The organism is Nocardia sp. NPDC056541 (genome assembly GCF_042794235.1).
In the GTDB taxonomy this organism is placed as follows: Bacteria; Actinomycetota; Actinomycetes; order Mycobacteriales; family Mycobacteriaceae; genus Nocardia.
Window position 1 is genome coordinate 146,402 of sequence record NZ_JBHTUD010000012.1, and the last position, 17,409, is coordinate 163,810.

Below are 17,409 nucleotides of genomic sequence, written 5' to 3' on the forward strand. Positions count from 1 at the left end.
GACTGGTCGGGCAGTCCATAAAATCTGAATTCCCTGCATATTATTTGTCGATCGGAAATATACGCCGATGCGTAGTGAGAGCTCGCCCACTATTCTGGGCGGGCAAATTGTCGTGCCATTTAACTAAATGGTCGAATTGGCTCGAAAAATAATTCCAGAATTCTGTTGACTAGACCGTGTGACGTCACGCACACTCGGGAATGGCAATTGGGCGGTGTTACCCGAATGGAGACGCGCGAACCGATGGTAAACGGATTTGATCCGGCAGCAGACAAGCGCCGTGAAAGGCGAGCGGTGAGCTCGGAGCGGTCTGTCATGCCGGCGAGCAGAGAGGTCGCCGCGTGGTTCCGCGGCTATCTCGACCGGCATCCCGGTGTTGCCATCGGCACTGTCGGTGGCCAATTCGTCCTCGGTGTTCGTACGGTGCAATATCTGCTGGTCGACCTCTTCACGGGGAAATTGGCTGTGCGGGAAACCCTGGCGCAGGGGGCCTTCATGGCTTCGGCGGCCGTCTTGCCGACAATCTTTGTCGCCCTGCCGATCGGGGTCACGCTCTCCATTCAGTTCGGACTGCTGGCCGGTCAGGTCGGTGCCACCTCCCTGGCGGGGGCCGCCAGCGGCTTGGCGGTCATCCGGCAGGGCGCCCCGATGGTGGCGGCGCTGCTGATGGCCGCGGCCGTCGGGTCGGCCATCTGCGCTGACCTGGGATCGCGGAAGATCCGAGAGGAACTGGACGCCATGGAGATCATGGGCGTCTCGGTGATCCGGCGCATGGTGGTTCCGCGGTTTCTGGCGGCGATCGTCATCGGCGTCTCGCTGACCGGGGTGGTGTGCTTCGTCGGTTTCGTGGCGGGCTATGCCTTCAATGTCTTCGCGCAGGGCGGTGCGCCCGGGAGTTTCGTAGCGACGTTCGCCTCGTTCGCTACGGTGGGGGATCTGGTGTTGACTCTGGTAAAAGCGGTGGTCTACGGCGCGATAGTCGCGGTGGTCGCCTGTCATAAGGGTCTTACGACCAAGGGCGGATCCGCCGGTGTCGCGAACTCGGTGAATTCAACGGTTGTTTCCTCGATCCTGTTGCTCATGATCGTTAATGTGTTGTTCACGCAGCTGTTCATGATGTTGTTTCCCAGGCAGGGCTTGTAATGGCATCCACCTATTACCCGTTCGGCACCAGATCGGTGACGACATATGCGAAGAAATTCGGCGTCGTATTCATGCGCCTGGGGCACATGCTCACCTTCTTCGTGCGTGCCGCCGGGTCGATTCCGGTGATGCTCCGCAATTATCGAGTCGAGTTCATGCGGACTCTGTCCGACATCGCATGGGGAAATGGATCGATCGTCGTCGGCGGCGGAACCGCGGGGGTCATCATCATCCTGGGCGCGGCCGGTGGCGCTATTATCGGGCTGGAAGGCTACAACGCCTTGCATCTGCTCGGTATGGAGCCCGCGATCGGCTTGGTCGCCTCGACGGCCTCGACGCGCGAGTTGGCGCCGATCATGGCCTCACTGGCCTTCGCGGCGCAGGCAGGTTGCCGGTTCACCGCACAGCTGGGCTCGATGGGTATCTCCGAGGAGATCGACGCCATGGAGTCGATGGCGATCCGATCCATTCCCTATCTCGTCAGCACCAAGCTCTTGGCCTCCGTAGTAGCGATCGTGCCGCTGTATCTGCTCTGTTTGGCGGCCAACTATGTGGCTGTCGAGATGGTGGTCGGTATGTCGGGTGGGCTGTCGATCGGGACCTATCGTCACTACTTCCAGCTCGTCTTGAACGGGCCCGACATCGTCTACTCGCTCGGCAAAGCGATTGTCTTCGTGCTACTCACCACCACGATCCAGTGCTACTACGGGTACTACGCCGCGGGCGGACCTCAGGGCGTCGGCATCGCGGCCGGCCGTGCCATGCGCGCGGCGATCTCGGTGATGATCGTCGTCAATCTCATGCTGACCATCGCTCTGTGGGGCATCGGGGCCAGCGCGCGGCTGGGAGGGTGAGATGTCGGTCTTGTTCGACAAGGACGGACGCGGTCCGTCGAAATTGTCTCTGTTCTTGCGGGGATTGGTCGCGTTCGCGCTGATCGTCGGTGGGCTCACCGTCGTGTACATGAAGTCGACCGGGTCCTTCGAAGAGAAGGCCGAGGTCTCTGCCCTGCTCGAACAGGTGGGTGACGGCCTGCCGCCCAACTCGGACGTGAAGTTCCGCGGTGTGCTGGTGGGGACTGTCACCGAAGTGACGCCATCGATCGACGGCGGCCGCAATCGGGCCCGACTCGAGCTGGAACCTCGTCTGCTGGTGAGCATTCCGGACTCGGTGACCGCGCGGGTTGTTCCCAGCAACATCTTCGCGGTGTCTTCGGTGCAGCTGGTCGACAACGGTCCTGGACGACCGCTGCGGGCCGGTGCGCAGATCCAGCAGGACACGAGTTTGTCGACGGTGCAATTGCAGACAGCACTGACCAAGCTGCGAACCATCGTGGCGGCGACGGCGCGGATCAGTACGAGCGACACGGTGGGAGTGCTCGCCGCGGTCGCCAAGGCCACCGACCGGCGCGGCGCCGACCTCGTGCGCGCCGGTGCCCAGCTCGATCACATCACCAGGGAGCTCGCCGCCCAGATCGCGCCGCCGGGTGAGCCGTCGACGATGGCCGCGCTCACCGAATCGGTGCAGGGTTTGGCCTCGGCGGCACCGGATCTCCTCGATGCCCTGCATTCCGCGGTCGTCCCCATGCGTGCTGTCGTCGAGCAGGAGGCCGCGCTGCGCAACCTGCTCACGGCGGGCACCGCCACGTTGTCGACCGTCGGCGGCGGATTGGACCGCCACGTCGAGGAGATGGTGACGGCCACCGATCAGCTCACTCCGGTCCTGGATGTCTTCGCCGCGGGCAGTTCGAACTTCGGTCCCATCGTGGGCAGCATCAAGAACTTGTCGGACGTGTGGTTCGCCGAATTCTGGAACGAGGAGACCAAGAACGGGACCGGCAAATTCCAGATCAGGCTGACCCCGGACACCGCGTACACGCGGGCGGACTGCCCCCGCTACGGCGATCTCGCCGGCCCGAGCTGCGCGACAGCGCCGCTGACGACCTCGGCCGAGCCGCTGCCCGCGTCGCTCGACCCCCGCACCATGCCGAAACCTGTGCTGACCCCGCAGATGCAAGACCTCATCGGCCGGGTGCTCGCGGGCGGTGCCAACAGCGCGGAACAGGTGCTGGCCCAACTACTCACCACCGGTGTCCCCGGAACAGGAGGTGCCCCACGATGAACCAGCATCGTCGTTCGGTGGCCGGACTCAGCGTCTTTCTCGTCGTGGCGTTCGCCCTCATCTCGATGACCTTCGTAACCCTGAATCGCGGCATCGACGGCTCGACGAAGCCGTATTCGGCGATCTTCACCGATGCCACCGGATTGCGGGTCGGCGACGACGTGCGGATGGCCGGGGTACGCGTCGGACGTGTCGACGCGGTAGAACTCGCCGGTACCCGAGCCCGGGTTCGGTTTCGGGTTCAAGATGCCCAGCACCTCTACGGCGACACCGTGGCCGCCATCACCTATCAGAACGTCATCGGACAGCGCTACCTCGGTTTGTCCCGTGGGGAAAACCACGTGGACTCCGTCCTCGCGAGCGACGGGGAGATCCCGGTGGAGCGTACCGAGCCGTCCTTCGACCTCTCGGCGCTGCTCAACGGATTCGAACCACTGTTCAGCGGTCTCGATCCCCAGCAGGTCGACAATGTCACCGCCGCACTCGTGCAAGCGTTGCAGGGCGACGTCGGCTCGCTGACCCGGCTGATCGAGCAGATGTCCACGCTGGCACAGTCTTTGGCCGGTCCAGACCAGGTGCTCGGCGCGGTCATCACCAATCTCAACCAGGTCGTGCAGAACCTGGCGGGCCGACGGGCCGAACTCAGCACCTTGCTGAGCCGAACCCGGACCATCGTCGAGGGGCTGGCGCGTCACCGTGACGAACTGATGACGACGTTGACCGAGGTCTCGGGAGTCGCGGACCGGATGGCGACCGTCGTCGCCGAGGATCGGCCCGCGCTCGAGCGACTGATGAACCGGGAACCTGGGTTCACCCGGCATTTCGAGCAGAACAAGGATCAGTTCGCCTACCTGGGATTCAACCTGCCCGCGCTGTTGAAGGGCATCGCCCGCGTCAGCCAGGAAGGCGCGAACCTCAACGTCTACCTCTGCAATCTCGGCTTCACCGCGATCCCAGCGCTCTCGGAATTGATCCCGGCGATCGTCAGAATGGCCACCCCGGCCGGAACCGTTCAGCAATCGCCGATCTGTAGGTGAGGCAATTCATGACACTATCGACTCGAATTCGGCGGCTGAGCGCCTCGTACGCCCGCCCGATCGAAGAACAGAGCCCGCGCGCGCTGGGGCTCGTGGCGCTGGCCGTACTGGTCGTGTTGCTGGCGTGCGCGCTGGGCTGGAACACCCTCGGTGTCGGCGAGCGCAGCTACGACGCCGAGTTCGCCCAGGCAGCCGGGCTGCGCGTCGGTGACAGCGTCACGGTCGCCGGCGTCCAGGTCGGTGCGGTGACCGGCCAGACGCTGGTGGGTGACCGCGTCGTGGTGCGGATGCGGATCGCCGGCGACGTACCGCTCGGCACGGAGACCACCGCCGCGATCAAACTGACCACGCTGCTCGGCGCCCGCTATGTCGAGGTGCGCCCGGCCGGTCCCGGCGAGCTGCGTGATCGTCGGATCATGCTGTCGCACACCGCTGTTCCCTACGATCTGCAACAGTCGCTGGAGAACGCCACCACCACGTTCGAACAGGTCGACGCCGCGCAGATCAGCCGCTCCCTCGACACCCTGGCCACGCAGCTCGACGGCGTGCCGGCCGTCCTTCCCGGCGTGCTGACCAATATCAGGACGTTGTCGAGCATTCTGGGCAGCCGCCGGAACGAATTGGGTTCCTTGCTGACCGGGGTGCGTGAGCTGACCGCCATGGTCAACAGCCAGCAGTCCGATGTCGAAGTGATCGTCGGTATGGGTCGAGACCTGTTGACCGACATAGCTTCCCGGCGGCAAGCGATCGAGTTGCTGATGTCGGCGACGACTCGACTGGTCGAGCAGGTCCGCGGCATCGTCGTCGATGACCGGGCGGATATCGACCAACTACTCACCGGACTCAACGGGCTGCTCGGCAGCCTCGCCCGCCACGACGACCTGCTGCGCAATACCTTGCAGATCCTGCCCGTCGCGGTCCGCAACCTGACCAACGCCTCCGGCAACGGAAACTCGGTGGACTTCAACGCGCCCGGCGGTGTGCTCGTCGACTCGTGGATGTGCGCCCTGAGCGGACACGCCGAATTGGCCCAGTTGCCACAGTATTTCGGAGATTGTCGATGAGAACACTGATGAAGCTGGTGCGGGTCGTCACGGTGCTCGCAGTTCTCGGGTTCGTCGGTTGCGCGAGCGCGCCGATGCGAAGCGGACCCGACGACATCACGGTGGTGGCCCATTTCGACAGTGCCGCAGGACTGTACGTCGACAACACGGTCGCGATACTCGGGATGCCGGTCGGCGAGGTCACCACGATCGTGCCGCGAGGAGCCTACGTCGAGGTGACCATGCGGGTGGACGGCGAAGCGAAGATCCCCGCGGACGCGATGGCGGTGACGGTATCGACCTCGGTCCTGACCGACCGGCACGTGGAGTTCACCCCCGTGTATCGGGGCGGGGAGATGCTGCGCGACGGGACGACACTCGGATTGGAGCGCACCAGAACGCCGGTAGGGGTGGATCGGTTGCTGGCCATGGCCGACGGCCTGTCCGGTGAGCTGGGCGGCGAGCAACCCGGTGACGGTCCGATCGCACGGATACTCGCCGTCGCCTCGTCGGCGACCAGCGGCAATGGGCAGCAGATGCGCGCGACCATGGATGAATTGTCGCGGGCGCTGCGCCTGGGTGATGACGCGGGAGCGGGGACCCGAGACTCGGTCACCCAGATCACGCAGGAGCTGTCGGTACTGGTCGCGGCGGCCGCCGACGGTGATCAGACCATCCGTGAATTCGGCGCGGCCTCGGGGCAATTGGGTGAGATGTTGACCCAGCTCGAGATCGGATCGGGCGCTACCGGCGCGCAGATCACCGCGGTGATGCGGCAAGCCGACGATCTGCTGATGGCCAATCGGGAGCCGTTGCGCCACGCGGTCGCCGACACGGGAACCGTTGTCAAGGCGCTCGCCGACTATCGCGACCAGTTGGCCGAATTCCTCGACCTGACGCCGATGTTGCTGGCCAACGGCTACAACGCGGTCGATCAGGAGGCAGGCGGTGCGCGCATCCACGCGCTCCTCGACCGGGTCGCCTTCGACGGGCAGATGGTCAAAGAGGTGTGCAACATCCTCGGGCTGCGCCAACTGGGTTGCAGCACAGGAACTCTGCAGGATTTCGGACCCGATTTCGGTATCACCGACATGTTGGAAGCGATGAGTAGGTTGCCTCGATGAGAACCAGGAATTCCGTGCTGACGACGGCGGCGCTGGCGCTCGCCGTGGTCACGGTGACCACCGGATGTGGCGTCGGGCTCGACGACTTGCCGCTGTCGGCACCCGGGTCGGGCGAGTCCGGCTACACGATCAACGCGACGTTCGCGAACGCGCTGAACCTGCCGGCGAAGGCGAAGGTCCGGCTGGCGGGCGCCGACGTCGGCGAGGTAGCCGAGATGTCTGTCGCCGACTACAAAGCCAAGGTGGCGCTGCGTATTCGGGCCGATGTCGAACTACCGGTCGGCACTCGGGCGCAGCTGCGCACCGCGACCCCGCTCGGCGATGTCTACGTGGCGCTCGACGCACCGATCGATGCCACACCCTCGACCGCCGCGCTGCGCGACGGAGATGCCATCGCGTTGCCGGAGACCTCGGCCGCGGCGACCGTCGAAGAATTGCTGACCACGGCCTCGCTGCTGGTCAACGGCGGTGCCATCCGCAATCTGACCAGCGTCGTGAACGGACTCGGGCGCGCGGTCGGCGATCGAGGCGACAACCTCGGTGGGCTGCTGGATCAGTCCACCCAGCTGGTCACGGCCCTGGCCGCCCGTTCCGACGACATCCGGCTCGCGCTGACCGAAACAAATCGGCTGGTCAGCGAATTGGCCACGCACCGCACTGTGATCGACGAGTTCATCAGTGCCGCGGGTCCCGCGTCCACCGTCATCGAGGCGAACGCGCAGCAGGCGCTCGCACTCGTCCGGCAGGTCGACGATGTCAGCGCTCAACTGGCGAAGTTCCCGGTTCTTCGCGGTGGTGAGATCGGCGGGCTGATCGCGAATCTCGACCAGATCTCCGCGGGGCTCAACGACGCCATCCTGAATCCGAACGCGAGCCTGGCCGCGATGAACGCCATGCTGCCGACCATCATCAGGCTCTCCAGCGGAACCTCGGCGCACGGCGATGTCGACCTGCAGGACTTCGCGATCGGGGCGCTCGCCGACCCCGGCCACCAGGCCGATCCCGGCAACCGGATACCCGACGCGAGCGATTGGCAGGCACTGGTCGGTTCGCTCACCTACACCCTGCTCGCACTGCGCGAGCGCGTCCTCGGACCCGGCCGATGAGCGCCGTCGGCGGGCTCGCCGCACTCGGTTCGACGGTAGCGGATCTGCCCGCGCGACTGCTGGTCGGCGGGGTGCGCGGGGGACATCCCTACCGACTCGCGCTCTCCGCGGTGGCGTTGGCCATGGTCGCGGTCGCCGGTGCGACCTATCTGGTGTTCGGTGCGCTCGGCTTCGATCCCTCGGCCTCGACGATCGCGGTGCGGGTGCATCTGACCCAGTCCGGTGGACTGTTGCCCGGCCAAGACGTCACCTTGCGCGGTGTGCCGATCGGTGAAGTCCGGTCGGTCGAGTTCGAACCGGGCGGCGTGGTCGCGGTGGCCGGCATCGACGCCGATGTCCGGGTGCCCGCCGACGGCACGGTCGACGTGACGAGTTTGTCCACGGCCGGCGAGCAGTTCCTCGACTTCCGGCCCACGCGCTCGACCGGGCCGTATCTGAGCGACGGCGCGGAGATCTCCGCGGACAAGACCTCCACGCCCACACCGCTGTGGCAGATGCTCGGCACGCTCGATTCGAGCTTGGCGCAAGTGGATCCGGCCCAGCTCGCCGCCGTGGTCGCGGAGCTCGGTGTCGGGCCGGAGGGACCGCGCAAGCTCACCGACCTCCTCGACGGCGGGATCTTTCTGGTGTCGACGCTGGATTCGGTGCTCCCGCAGACCGTCGCGCTGATACACGACAGCAAGACCGTGCTCTCGACCCTGGGCCGTGGATCGACAGGGCTGCAACGGTTCTCCGCCGACGCCGCGCACTTCATGCGTGGCGTCGAGGTGAAGACCGGCGGTTTCCCGGAGTTCCTCGACGCGGCGCCGGGGACGCTCACCGCCTTGGACACCGTGCTGGCGGACAATTCCGCCGCGATGGTCGGTCTGTTGACCAACCTCTCGACGGTGGCTCAGGTGACGAATACCCGGGTACCGGCCATGCGGGAGTTCTTCTTCCCGACTCAGCGTGCCGGATCGGCCCTCGACGCGTTGGCGACGGTGATGCACGACGGCGGATTCTGGGGGCTGGTCAGCCTGTATCCGCGCTACACCTGCGTCTACGACCTGCCGCGCAAGCCGCCGTCGGTCGGTGACTATTCCGAACCGTATCTCTATACCTACTGCCCAGACGGCAATCCGTCGATCCTGGTCCGCGGCGCGGACAACGCGCCGCGCCCGCCGGGAGAACGCCTGCCCGGCCGTCCGCCCGCGGGCGAGCCGGCCGATCGCACCGCCGACCCCACGCCGATCGGCCCCTGGTCGTTGCCCCTGCCGTTGCCGTTGGCCGAGTCCGGCCAGACGGTTCCCGCTCCACCCCGATGAGGAATCCGAGATGAACCAGAAGACCGACTCCACCGATAACCCGACCGCTGACGAGCCGACCACCGACGTCCCCGTGGAGACGAGTCAGGCGCAGTCCGCCGACCAGGCCGCGGACCCTGCCGCGAACGCGACGACCCCGGCCGCCGAACCCGAATTCGTGATGCCGTCCAAGTGGGCGATCCGTCGGATGATCGCGACCGTGATCTGGAAGAAGATCCGCATCCCGCTGCTCGTGCTGGTGGCGGTGGTGGCCGTGGTCACCGCGGCGATCCTCGGGTGGAAGCTGAAGCAGGACAACGACACCGACGCCGCGGCCGCCGCCGGACTCGACGCCGCGCGGGCGTACGCGGTGACCTTGACCAGCGTCGACTCCGGCAACCTCGACCGCGATTTCACCGCGGTGCTCGACGGGTCGACGGGGGAGTTCAAGGACACCTATACGCGGTCGAGCGGGCAGTTGCGTCAGCTGCTGCTGGAGAACAAGGCGACCGGCAAGGGGACGGTGCTCGATGCGGCGGTGAAGTCGGCGACGCCGACGAAGGTCGAGGCGATCCTGTTCGTCGACCAGACGGTGACCAACACGGCCTCGCCCGATCCTCGCGTGGACCGCAGCCGGGTGATGATGACGATGGAGCTCGTCGATGGTCGCTGGCTCGCGAGCCGGGTGGCGCTGCCCTGACCTCCGCGCTGGTCACGCCCAGCCCGCGCAAACACTGTGCGGGCGGGAGTGTCGCTGTTACAGTTGGTATTACTGGAACGATATCTGTTGTCCGTTTATCTGTGTGTGCGACAGCGGGTTCGATGTGAGTGCGGAGGCGCGGATGTCACAGGTTGTCGGGTTGAGTGAAGCCGGTCGAACCGGTGAAACGACAGACCCGGATGAGCTGGTCGCGATCCTGGAACGACAACGTCAGTCATTCCTGCGTGAGGGCCCGGCATCGGCGGCCGTGCGGCGCGACCGGATCGACCGGCTGCTGGCCATGGTCCTGGACAATATCGACGATTTCGTCGAGGCGATGTCCCGCGATTTCGGGACGCGATCGCGGACCGGGATGCTGTTCGCCGAGATCATGGGGATGCTCACCGCTTTCGAGCACACCCGATCACAGACCGAGCGATGGATGCGTCCGATCCGGCCGAACCGCCTCGCCCGGCTGTACGGCATTCGCACCGAAATCCATCCCTCGCCCCTCGGGGTGGTCGGCATCGTCGGCCCGTGGAACTTCCCGCTGCAACTGGTCGTGGTGCCCGCGGCTTCGGCGTTCGCCGCGGGCAACCGCGTGATGATCAAGATGTCGGAGATCACCGCGCACACCGCCGAACTGACCCGCTCGCTGGCTGGGCGCTATTTCCACCAGGACGAACTCGCGGTGGTGACCGGCGGGCCCGACATCGGCGCGGCTTTCACCCGGCTGCCGCTGGACCACCTCTTCTTCACCGGGTCGACCGGAGTCGGTCGCCTCGTGCAGCGCGCCGCCGCCGAGAATCTGGTCCCGGTCACGCTCGAACTCGGCGGCAAGAATCCCATCGTGGTCGGGCCCGACGCTGATATCGACCGTGCCGCTAATCGGATCGCACGCGCCAGAATGGTCAATGGCGGCCAGGTCTGTGTCTGTCCCGACTATGTTTTCGTTCCGGCGAGCCGGATCGAGCGATTCGTCGACAGCTTGCGCACCGAATTGCGCGCCATGTTCCCGTCGATCCTGGACAACGACGACTACACGGCCTCGGTCGACACCGCCAACTACCACCGGGTGCTCGCCCTCGTCGACGATGCCCGAGCTCGGGGGGCCAGGGTGGAATCACTCGCACCGGCGGGCGAGGAGTTGCCCGATCCGGTCGCGCGGAAGATCGCGCCCACGCTGATCCGTGACGTCGACGACGACATGCGCATCGCTACCGAAGAGATCTTCGGTCCGGTCCTGTCGATTCGGCCCTACACCGATCTCGACGACGTGATCGACTACGTCAACGCGCGGCCTTCGCCGTTGGTCGCCTACTGGTTCGGTCCGGACCGCAAGGATTTCCGCAAGTTCGTCGACGGCACCCGCAGCGGCGGGATCGCGCGCAACGAATTCGCGATCCACATGTTCTCCGAGAACGCGCCCTTCGGCGGTGTCGGGCACAGCGGGATGGGCGCCTATCACGGGAAGACCGGCTTCGACACGTTCAGTCACCTGCGCACGGTGGCGGGGACCGATCTCCCGTTCGCCATCACCGGCAGAGCGGCGCCGCCCTTCGATCCGCGGACGGCGAAATTCATCGATCTGGCGTTGCGGGCCGCGCGCTGGCGTGCGGGACGTCGAGTGCGTGGACGCCTGCCTCGACGTGAGCCGACCAGCTGAGACGCCGTCTCCACTACTTCCACCACAACTTACGGGCGTGCGTGAGCGCACCACCGATTATCGAGGAGTTACGTTGTCCCCTTCCGCGACCGGGTCCGACTCGACGCAATTGACTCTTGTCGGCGCCGCCGACGCTGCCGCCGCGGCGCTCCCGGATCGGGACATCATCATCCAGGGCGACCACCGGCACACGTACGCGCAAGTGGCCGAACGATCCCGGCGGCTCGCGGCTTACCTGCATGCTCAGGGGCTGGGATGTCACACCGAGCGTGCCGAGCTCGAACCCCACGAGGTCGGTCAGGACCTGCTCGGCATCTACGCCTACAACGGCAACGAGTATGTCGAGAGTTTGATCGGGGCGTTTCGCGCGCGCGTGGCGCCATTCAATGTGAACTACCGCTACGTCAAGAGCGAACTCCAGCACCTGCTGGCCGATGCCGGCGCCACAGCGCTGGTCTACCACGCGACCTTCGCACCGCGGGTGGCCGAGATCCGGTCCGATCTGCCGCATCTGCGTGTCCTCATCCAGATCGCCGACGATTCCGGCAACGAACTGCTCGACGGGGCCGTCGACTACGAAACGATCATCGCCGCAACGGAACCGGTGGACCCGCCGGTGACGCCCTCACCGGATGATCTCTACGTGCTCTATACCGGCGGTACCACGGGGATGCCCAAGGGCGTGCTGTGGCGCCAGCACGACATCTACATGGCGGCCTGCGGCGGGCGCGACATCAACACCGGCACGCAGGTGAGTTCCTACGAGGAGATCGGCGCGCGCGCGGCGGCGAACCCCGGCGTCAAACTCATGCTGTTGCCGCCGCTGATCCACGGTGCGGCCCAGTGGGCGGTACTCACCGCCATGACGACCGGTCAATCCATTGTGTTCTCCCCGGTGGTGGATCGGATCGATGGCGCCGAGATCGTGCGGACGATCGAGCGCGAACGCGTCGCGATCGCCATCGTGGTGGGCGATGCCATGGCCAGACCGCTGCTCGCCGCGGTGGAATCGAAGACGGCCGATGTCTCCTCGCTGGCCGCGCTCGCCAACGGTGGCGCGGTGCTCACGCCGCAGCTCAAGCAGCAGTGGATCGAGGCGGTGCCGGGTTTGGTGGTGCTCGACGGCGTCGGATCGTCGGAAACCGGAACCCAGTTGCATCATGTCTCGGCGGCGGGCTTCGTCTCGACCGGAACCTTTTCCGCGGGCCTGGACACCAGGGTCGTCGCCGAGGATTTCAGTACCGTTCTGGAGGCCGGCCATGACGGTCTCGGCTGGCTCGCGAAGCGTCAGTTCACCCCGCTCGGCTACAAGGACGACGCGGCCAAGACCGCGGCGACGTTCCCTGTCATCGACGGCGTGCGCTTCGTGCTGCCCGGTGATCGTGCGCGCCACCTCGAGAACGGGACGATCGAACTGCTCGGTCGCGATGCCGTCACCATCAACTCCGGCGGCGAGAAGATCTTCGCCGAGGAGGTCGAGTCCGCGATCGTCTCCCATCCCGCGGTCGCTGATGTGCTGGTGGTGGGGCGTCCGAACGAGCGATGGGGTCAAGAGGTCGTCGCGGTGGTGGAACTCGTGGCCGAGGCGACCGCTGATTTCGACGAGCTGGTAGGCCACGCGGCGCAGTCGCTCGCCCGCTACAAGCTGCCCAAGGCCGTGGTCTTCCGTTCCGCGATCAGCCGTAGCCCGGCCGGGAAAGCGGACTATCGCTGGGCGCGTGAACAGGTCACCGAACTCTGATCGAACGACCTCGGACGGCACCGATCTCGTGGTGGCGTCCGAGGTTTCGGCACGACATTTTGCGATCCCACCGCCCATACGGCACCACTGCACGTGGTGCCGTATGGGCGCAACGGGTCAGAGTTCGATGGCCGGACCGACGGTCAGCGGGGCGACGAATCCGCCGTCGACGTGAATGTCCTGGGCGTTGACCCAGCCGGATTCAGGTCCCGCGAGGAACGCGATCACGGGAACGATGTCGGCCACGGTGGCGTGCCTGCCGATGGTGGCCTTGACCGAGTCGAGCACTTCCTTGCCCATCGACGCTTCGAAGTCGGTGAGAATCGGCGTCTCGGTGGGGCCGGGGCTGACGGAGTTGACCCGGACGCCGAACTTCTGCCAGGCGGTCGGGGCCAGGCGCTTGGCGAAGATGATCGACGCTTGCTTCGACGTGCTGTAGACGGGGTACGCGGGGTCCTGCGTCGCCTGCCACCGCGCCACGGCGTCGGCGTCGGTCGCCGCCAGCAGGCCCGCGAGATCGCCGATTCGCTGCTCCCAGCCGAGGGCGGCGACCGAGGCCACGGTGACGATCGCGCCGCCCTGGCGCAACAGCCCCAGCATGCCGGTGGTGAACAGCCGCATGCCGAGGTAGTTCACCCCGAGGACATCGGCCGCGGGCGCGGTGCCGGGTACACCCGCGACGTAGGCCAGCGCGTCCCAGTCCGCCCCGATGCGCCCCAGCAGGGCCGCGATCTCGCCCGCGTCGCGCAGATCGCACTGTTCGTGCCGGCTGGCCGGTGTGTCGTTCGCGTGCAGATCGACCGCGAGTACGTGGTCTCCCCGCTCGTGGAAGTGCGTCGCGGTCGCCGCTCCGATGCCGGACCCTGCTCCGACGACGACGATCCTGCGTTGCTGGGCGACCATGGATTCCACCGTTCTGATGCCCGATACGGCATCTGTTACAGAAAGCTTGACAGTAAGGGTAACTATAAATCAGTCTTGTGGGCGAGACAACGTCCTCGGCACGCTCTGTGTGTGCGATGGGGCGAGTGCCGGGATGCCGGCCGAGGAACGGAAAAGGTGCTGATAGTGATGCCGATCGTTGATGAGGCCGCGAACGTTCTGGCCGAACCTGCCGCCTACGCCGACGAGCCGCGCTTGCACGCCGCGTTGGCCGCGTTGCGGGCGGACAAGCCGGTGGCGCGCGTGGAAGTGGCCGGATACAAACCGTTTTGGGCGATCACCAAGCACGCGGATGTGATGGCGGTGGAGCGGGCGAATCGTCGGTTCACGAACTGGCCGCGTCCGGTGTTGATGACCGCGGAGTCCGACGAGATGCAAGCCGCCGTGGGGATCCGGACGCTGATCCATATGGATGATCCGCAGCACCGTGTCGTACGGGCGATCGCGGCGGAGTGGTTCGCGCCCAAGGCGATGAAGGCGATGGGTGAGCGGATCGAGGAGCTCGCGAAACGCTACGTGGATCGGATGCGGGACACAGGGGGTGAGTGTGATTTCGTGTCCGAGATCGCGGTGAATTTCCCGCTGTACGTGATCATGTCGTTGCTCGGGGTGCCGGAGTCGGATTTTCCGCTGATGTTGAAGCTGACTCAGGAATTGGTGGGTAGTGACGACGACGAGCTGAAGCGATCGACGCCGCCGGATGAGGCGATGAACGCATTGGTGGAGATGTTCACCTTCTTCCAGGCGCTGACCGAATCGCGGCGGGCGAACCCGACCGATGACCTGGCGTCGATGATCGCGAACGCGAAGGTCGACGGCGAACCGTTGTCGGATGTGGACATTGTTTCGTATTACGCGATTATCGCGACCGCGGGCCACGATACGACGAGTAGCAGTATCTCGGGTGGTGTGCGGGCGCTGATCGAACATCCCGATCAGTTGGATCGGTTGCGGGCTGATCCAGGTCTGATGCCGGGCGCTGTCGAAGAGATCATCCGGTGGGTGACGCCGGTGAAGGCGTTCATGCGTACCGCTGCTGAGGATTCGGTCGTCAACGGGGTTTCGATCCCGGCCGGTGATTCGTTGTTGCTGTCCTACGCTTCGGCCAATCGTGACGAGGACGTTTTCGAAGATCCCTTCCGGTTCGATATCGGGCGTGATCCGAACAAGCATGTGGCGTTCGGTTATGGTGTGCATTTTTGTTTGGGTGCGGGGTTGGCGCGGATGGAGATCAGCAAGTTCTTGGGGGAGTTGTTGCCGCGTTTGCGGTCGATCGAGTTGGCGGGGGAGCCGGAGTTGACGGCGACGACGTTTGTGGGTGGGTTGAAGCATTTGCCGATACGTTTCACCATCGACTGACCGAATACCTGTGCCTCACCCGGCCGCCGATACCGGCGCCGTGCGCACAGAACACGACTCGAGATTCATCGGAATACACACGAGGCCGCACCGAGGGGTGCGGCCGGAACACAGAGGTTGAGAACTATGCCCAAACCAGTCATCGTCAGTGCGGTCCGAACCGCGATCGCGCGATCGTTCAAGGGCGCGCTCGTGAATGTGGCGTCGGAGACGCTCGCCATCGAGATCCTCACCGAGGCCGTTCGGCGCTCGGGCATCGACCCGACCCACATCGACGACGTGATCCTCGCCGAGCTGAACTACGGCGGCGGGGACCTCGCCCGGCACGCGGCTGTGGCCGCGGGGATGCTGAACGTGCCAGGCCAAGCAGTCAATCGGCACTGCGCGGGCAGTCTCACCTCGATCGCGAACGCGGCCGCGCACATCGGTGTCGGGATGGAGCGGGTGATCGTGGCCGGTGGCGTGCAATCACTGTCGACGGCTCCCCTGATGAAGTGGCGGGTGCCGGGGTCGGGGCCCGAGCTCGAATTCAAGGAGCCGTGGATTCCCCCGTCGCACCCGGAAACTCCCGACGCGCCCACCATGGACATGGCGATCACCGTCGGTTGGAACACCGCGAAGAAGGTCGGGATCAGCCGTCAGGAAATGGACGACTGGGCACTGCGGTCGCATCAGCGCGCCATCGCCGCGATCGACGAGGGCCGATTCACCGACGAGATCCTGCCGTTGAAGGTCGCCCAGCCCGACGGCTCGGTCCTCGATTTCGCCATCGACGAGCATCCGCGCCGGGAGACGACCGCCGAGCGGTTGGCCGCGCTGCCCGTGCTGCATCCCGAAATCGAGGGGTTCTCGATCACGGCGGGCAACAGCAGCGGCATCAACGACGCCGCCGCCGCCGTGACAGTGACCGCTGACGACTACGCCGCGAGTGCGGGCCTGGAGGTTCTCGCGACAGTGCGTGCCTGGGCGAACGTGGGTGTGACACCGGCGGACAACGGCATCGCCGCGGTGAACGTGATCGGCAAGGTGCTCGACCGCGCCGGGTTGACCGTCGGCGACGTGGCGCTGTGGGAGATCAACGAAGCGTTCGCCTCGGTGCCGATCGCCGCGTGCCGCGCGCACAACATCGACGAGGAGCGGGTGAACTTCTCCGGCAGCGGATGCAGTCTCGGCCATCCGATTTCGGCTTCGGGCGCCCGCCAGGTGGCGACCCTGATCTACGAGCTCCGCCGTCGCGGCGGCGGCATCGGCGTCACCGCGATGTGCGCGGGTGGCGGCATGGGCGGCGCCCTCGTCATCGAAGTCTGAGTGCTTTCACCGAGAGAATGGAGATATCTGTGTCGGACGCAGTGCTAGTGGAACGGCGCGGGCGAACGCTGGTGATCACGATCAACCGGGCGGACGCGCGCAACGCGATCAATCTCGCCGTCAGTCAGGGACTCGCCGACGCCGTCGACGAGCTCGACGAAAGCCCCGAGCTGTCCGTCGCGGTCCTGACCGGCAGCGGCGGAAACTTCAGCGCCGGAATGGATCTGAAGGCATTCGCGGCGGGGGAGTACCCCTACGTCGCCGGTCGCGGCCTCGGATTCACCGAGAAGCCACCGGTCAAGCCCATCATCGCCGCCGTCGAAGGCTACGCGCTGGCCGGCGGCACCGAGTTGGTGCTGGCCACGGACCTGGTCGTCGCGTCCACAACCGCGCGGTTCGGGGTTCCCGAAGTCAAACGCGGTCTGGTCGCGGGCGGCGGTGCGCTGTTGCGGCTGCCGCAGCGCATTCCCTACCAGAAGGCGCTCGAATTGGTCCTGACCGGTGACACTTTCACGGCAGACGACGCCGCCGCGTGGGGTTTGGTCAACGAGGTGGCCGAACCGGGAGGGGCCCTGGATCGGGCGCTGGCTCTGGCCGACCGGATCACGGCCAACGGGCCGATCGCGGTCGCGGTGACCAAGGAGGTCATCGTCAAGGCGGCCGAGTGGAGCACCACCGAGATGTGGCGCAAGCAGCTCGAGCTCATCGCCCCGGTCTTCGGGACGAAGGACGCGCAGGAAGGCGCGAAGGCGTTCGCGGAGAAGCGAACTCCCCAGTGGACGGGCACCTAGGCCAACGTGCCGCCCACCCATCATCAACCCATGAAGTGAAGGAGA

At 65.9% G+C, this 17,409-nt stretch carries 15 protein-coding genes; 14 read left to right on the top strand and 1 reads right to left on the bottom strand.

Annotated features, from left to right (window positions below; all coding sequences use genetic code 11):
- Positions 1-315: 315 nt before the first annotated feature.
- The 11 genes from ACFQ9R_RS22030 (at position 316) to ACFQ9R_RS22080 (ending at position 12,964) form a co-directional block, all read left to right on the top strand.
- On the top strand, positions 316-1,143 hold the full coding sequence (locus ACFQ9R_RS22030; RefSeq protein WP_378993011.1) for an MlaE family ABC transporter permease: 828 nt from the start codon (positions 316-318) through the stop codon (positions 1,141-1,143).
- On the top strand, positions 1,143-1,997 hold the full coding sequence (locus ACFQ9R_RS22035) for an ABC transporter permease (RefSeq protein WP_378992883.1): 855 nt from the start codon (positions 1,143-1,145) through the stop codon (positions 1,995-1,997). The genes ACFQ9R_RS22030 and ACFQ9R_RS22035 overlap by 1 nt, the downstream gene beginning before the upstream one ends.
- A gap of 1 nt (position 1,998) precedes the next feature.
- On the top strand, positions 1,999-3,264 hold the full coding sequence (locus ACFQ9R_RS22040) for an MlaD family protein (protein WP_378992884.1): 1,266 nt from the start codon (positions 1,999-2,001) through the stop codon (positions 3,262-3,264).
- The gene (locus ACFQ9R_RS22045; protein ID WP_378992885.1) at positions 3,261-4,301 is read left to right on the top strand and encodes an MCE family protein; all 1,041 of its coding nucleotides are present in this window, start codon (positions 3,261-3,263) and stop codon (positions 4,299-4,301) included. Before ACFQ9R_RS22040 ends, ACFQ9R_RS22045 begins: the two co-directional genes overlap by 4 nt.
- Before the next feature lie 8 nt (positions 4,302-4,309).
- A complete protein-coding gene (locus ACFQ9R_RS22050) occupies positions 4,310-5,365 on the top strand; it encodes an MCE family protein (protein ID WP_378992887.1) in 1,056 nt (351 codons plus the stop codon).
- The gene (locus ACFQ9R_RS22055) at positions 5,362-6,468 is read left to right on the top strand and encodes an MCE family protein (protein WP_378992889.1); all 1,107 of its coding nucleotides are present in this window, start codon (positions 5,362-5,364) and stop codon (positions 6,466-6,468) included. Before ACFQ9R_RS22050 ends, ACFQ9R_RS22055 begins: the two co-directional genes overlap by 4 nt.
- Complete coding sequence (locus tag ACFQ9R_RS22060) at positions 6,465-7,574, top strand: MlaD family protein (RefSeq protein WP_378992891.1); 1,110 nt, start codon at positions 6,465-6,467, stop codon at positions 7,572-7,574. The genes ACFQ9R_RS22055 and ACFQ9R_RS22060 overlap by 4 nt, the downstream gene beginning before the upstream one ends.
- Entirely contained in the window at positions 7,571-8,878 is a 1,308-nt protein-coding gene (locus ACFQ9R_RS22065) for an MlaD family protein (protein WP_378992892.1), read from the top strand. Before ACFQ9R_RS22060 ends, ACFQ9R_RS22065 begins: the two co-directional genes overlap by 4 nt.
- A 10-nt stretch (positions 8,879-8,888) precedes the next feature.
- Positions 8,889-9,557: a hypothetical protein gene (locus ACFQ9R_RS22070; RefSeq protein ID WP_378992893.1), complete on the top strand. Its 669-nt coding sequence runs from the start codon at positions 8,889-8,891 to the stop codon at positions 9,555-9,557.
- Positions 9,558-9,699: 142 nt separating this feature from the next.
- Positions 9,700-11,223 (top strand): coniferyl aldehyde dehydrogenase, encoded by a 1,524-nt coding sequence (locus ACFQ9R_RS22075; protein ID WP_378992895.1) that lies wholly within the window; start codon positions 9,700-9,702, stop codon positions 11,221-11,223.
- A gap of 73 nt (positions 11,224-11,296) precedes the next feature.
- Positions 11,297-12,964, top strand: coding sequence for an acyl-CoA synthetase (locus tag ACFQ9R_RS22080; protein ID WP_378992897.1), 1,668 nt, complete (start codon positions 11,297-11,299; stop codon positions 12,962-12,964).
- Between the two features lie 117 nt (positions 12,965-13,081).
- Here ACFQ9R_RS22080 and ACFQ9R_RS22085 read toward each other — a convergent pair whose 3' ends face one another.
- Complete coding sequence (locus ACFQ9R_RS22085) at positions 13,082-13,867, bottom strand: SDR family oxidoreductase (RefSeq protein ID WP_378992899.1); 786 nt, start codon at positions 13,865-13,867, stop codon at positions 13,082-13,084.
- Between the two features lie 168 nt (positions 13,868-14,035).
- Here ACFQ9R_RS22085 and ACFQ9R_RS22090 point away from each other — a divergent pair, with 168 nt between their 5' ends.
- The 3 genes from ACFQ9R_RS22090 (at position 14,036) to ACFQ9R_RS22100 (ending at position 17,364) form a co-directional block, all read left to right on the top strand.
- Entirely contained in the window at positions 14,036-15,265 is a 1,230-nt protein-coding gene (locus ACFQ9R_RS22090; RefSeq protein WP_378993013.1) for a cytochrome P450, read from the top strand.
- A 126-nt stretch (positions 15,266-15,391) separates the two neighbouring features.
- Positions 15,392-16,573 carry a thiolase family protein gene (locus ACFQ9R_RS22095; RefSeq protein WP_378992900.1) on the top strand — a complete coding sequence of 394 codons (1,182 nt, stop codon included), beginning with the start codon at positions 15,392-15,394 and terminating at the stop codon, positions 16,571-16,573.
- A 29-nt stretch (positions 16,574-16,602) separates the two neighbouring features.
- On the top strand, positions 16,603-17,364 hold the full coding sequence (locus ACFQ9R_RS22100; RefSeq protein ID WP_378992901.1) for a crotonase/enoyl-CoA hydratase family protein: 762 nt from the start codon (positions 16,603-16,605) through the stop codon (positions 17,362-17,364).
- Positions 17,365-17,409: the final 45 nt, after the last annotated feature.

Bases quoted from the DNA above. Each gene is read 5' to 3' on its own strand.
- ACFQ9R_RS22060 (WP_378992891.1), top strand. From the start codon at position 6,465: ATGAGAACCAGGAATTCCGTGCTGACGACGGCGGCGCTGGCGCTCGCC.
- ACFQ9R_RS22045 (WP_378992885.1), top strand. From the start codon at position 3,261: ATGAACCAGCATCGTCGTTCGGTGGCCGGACTCAGCGTCTTTCTCGTC.
- ACFQ9R_RS22065 (WP_378992892.1), top strand. From the start codon at position 7,571: ATGAGCGCCGTCGGCGGGCTCGCCGCACTCGGTTCGACGGTAGCGGAT.
- ACFQ9R_RS22090 (WP_378993013.1), top strand. From the start codon at position 14,036: ATGCCGATCGTTGATGAGGCCGCGAACGTTCTGGCCGAACCTGCCGCC.
- ACFQ9R_RS22095 (WP_378992900.1), top strand. From the start codon at position 15,392: ATGCCCAAACCAGTCATCGTCAGTGCGGTCCGAACCGCGATCGCGCGA.
- ACFQ9R_RS22075 (WP_378992895.1), top strand. From the start codon at position 9,700: ATGTCACAGGTTGTCGGGTTGAGTGAAGCCGGTCGAACCGGTGAAACG.
- ACFQ9R_RS22040 (WP_378992884.1), top strand. From the start codon at position 1,999: ATGTCGGTCTTGTTCGACAAGGACGGACGCGGTCCGTCGAAATTGTCT.
- ACFQ9R_RS22055 (WP_378992889.1), top strand. From the start codon at position 5,362: ATGAGAACACTGATGAAGCTGGTGCGGGTCGTCACGGTGCTCGCAGTT.
- ACFQ9R_RS22070 (WP_378992893.1), top strand. From the start codon at position 8,889: ATGAACCAGAAGACCGACTCCACCGATAACCCGACCGCTGACGAGCCG.
- ACFQ9R_RS22085 (WP_378992899.1), bottom strand. From the start codon at position 13,867: ATGGTCGCCCAGCAACGCAGGATCGTCGTCGTCGGAGCAGGGTCCGGC.
- ACFQ9R_RS22035 (WP_378992883.1), top strand. From the start codon at position 1,143: ATGGCATCCACCTATTACCCGTTCGGCACCAGATCGGTGACGACATAT.
- ACFQ9R_RS22050 (WP_378992887.1), top strand. From the start codon at position 4,310: ATGACACTATCGACTCGAATTCGGCGGCTGAGCGCCTCGTACGCCCGC.
- ACFQ9R_RS22030 (WP_378993011.1), top strand. From the start codon at position 316: ATGCCGGCGAGCAGAGAGGTCGCCGCGTGGTTCCGCGGCTATCTCGAC.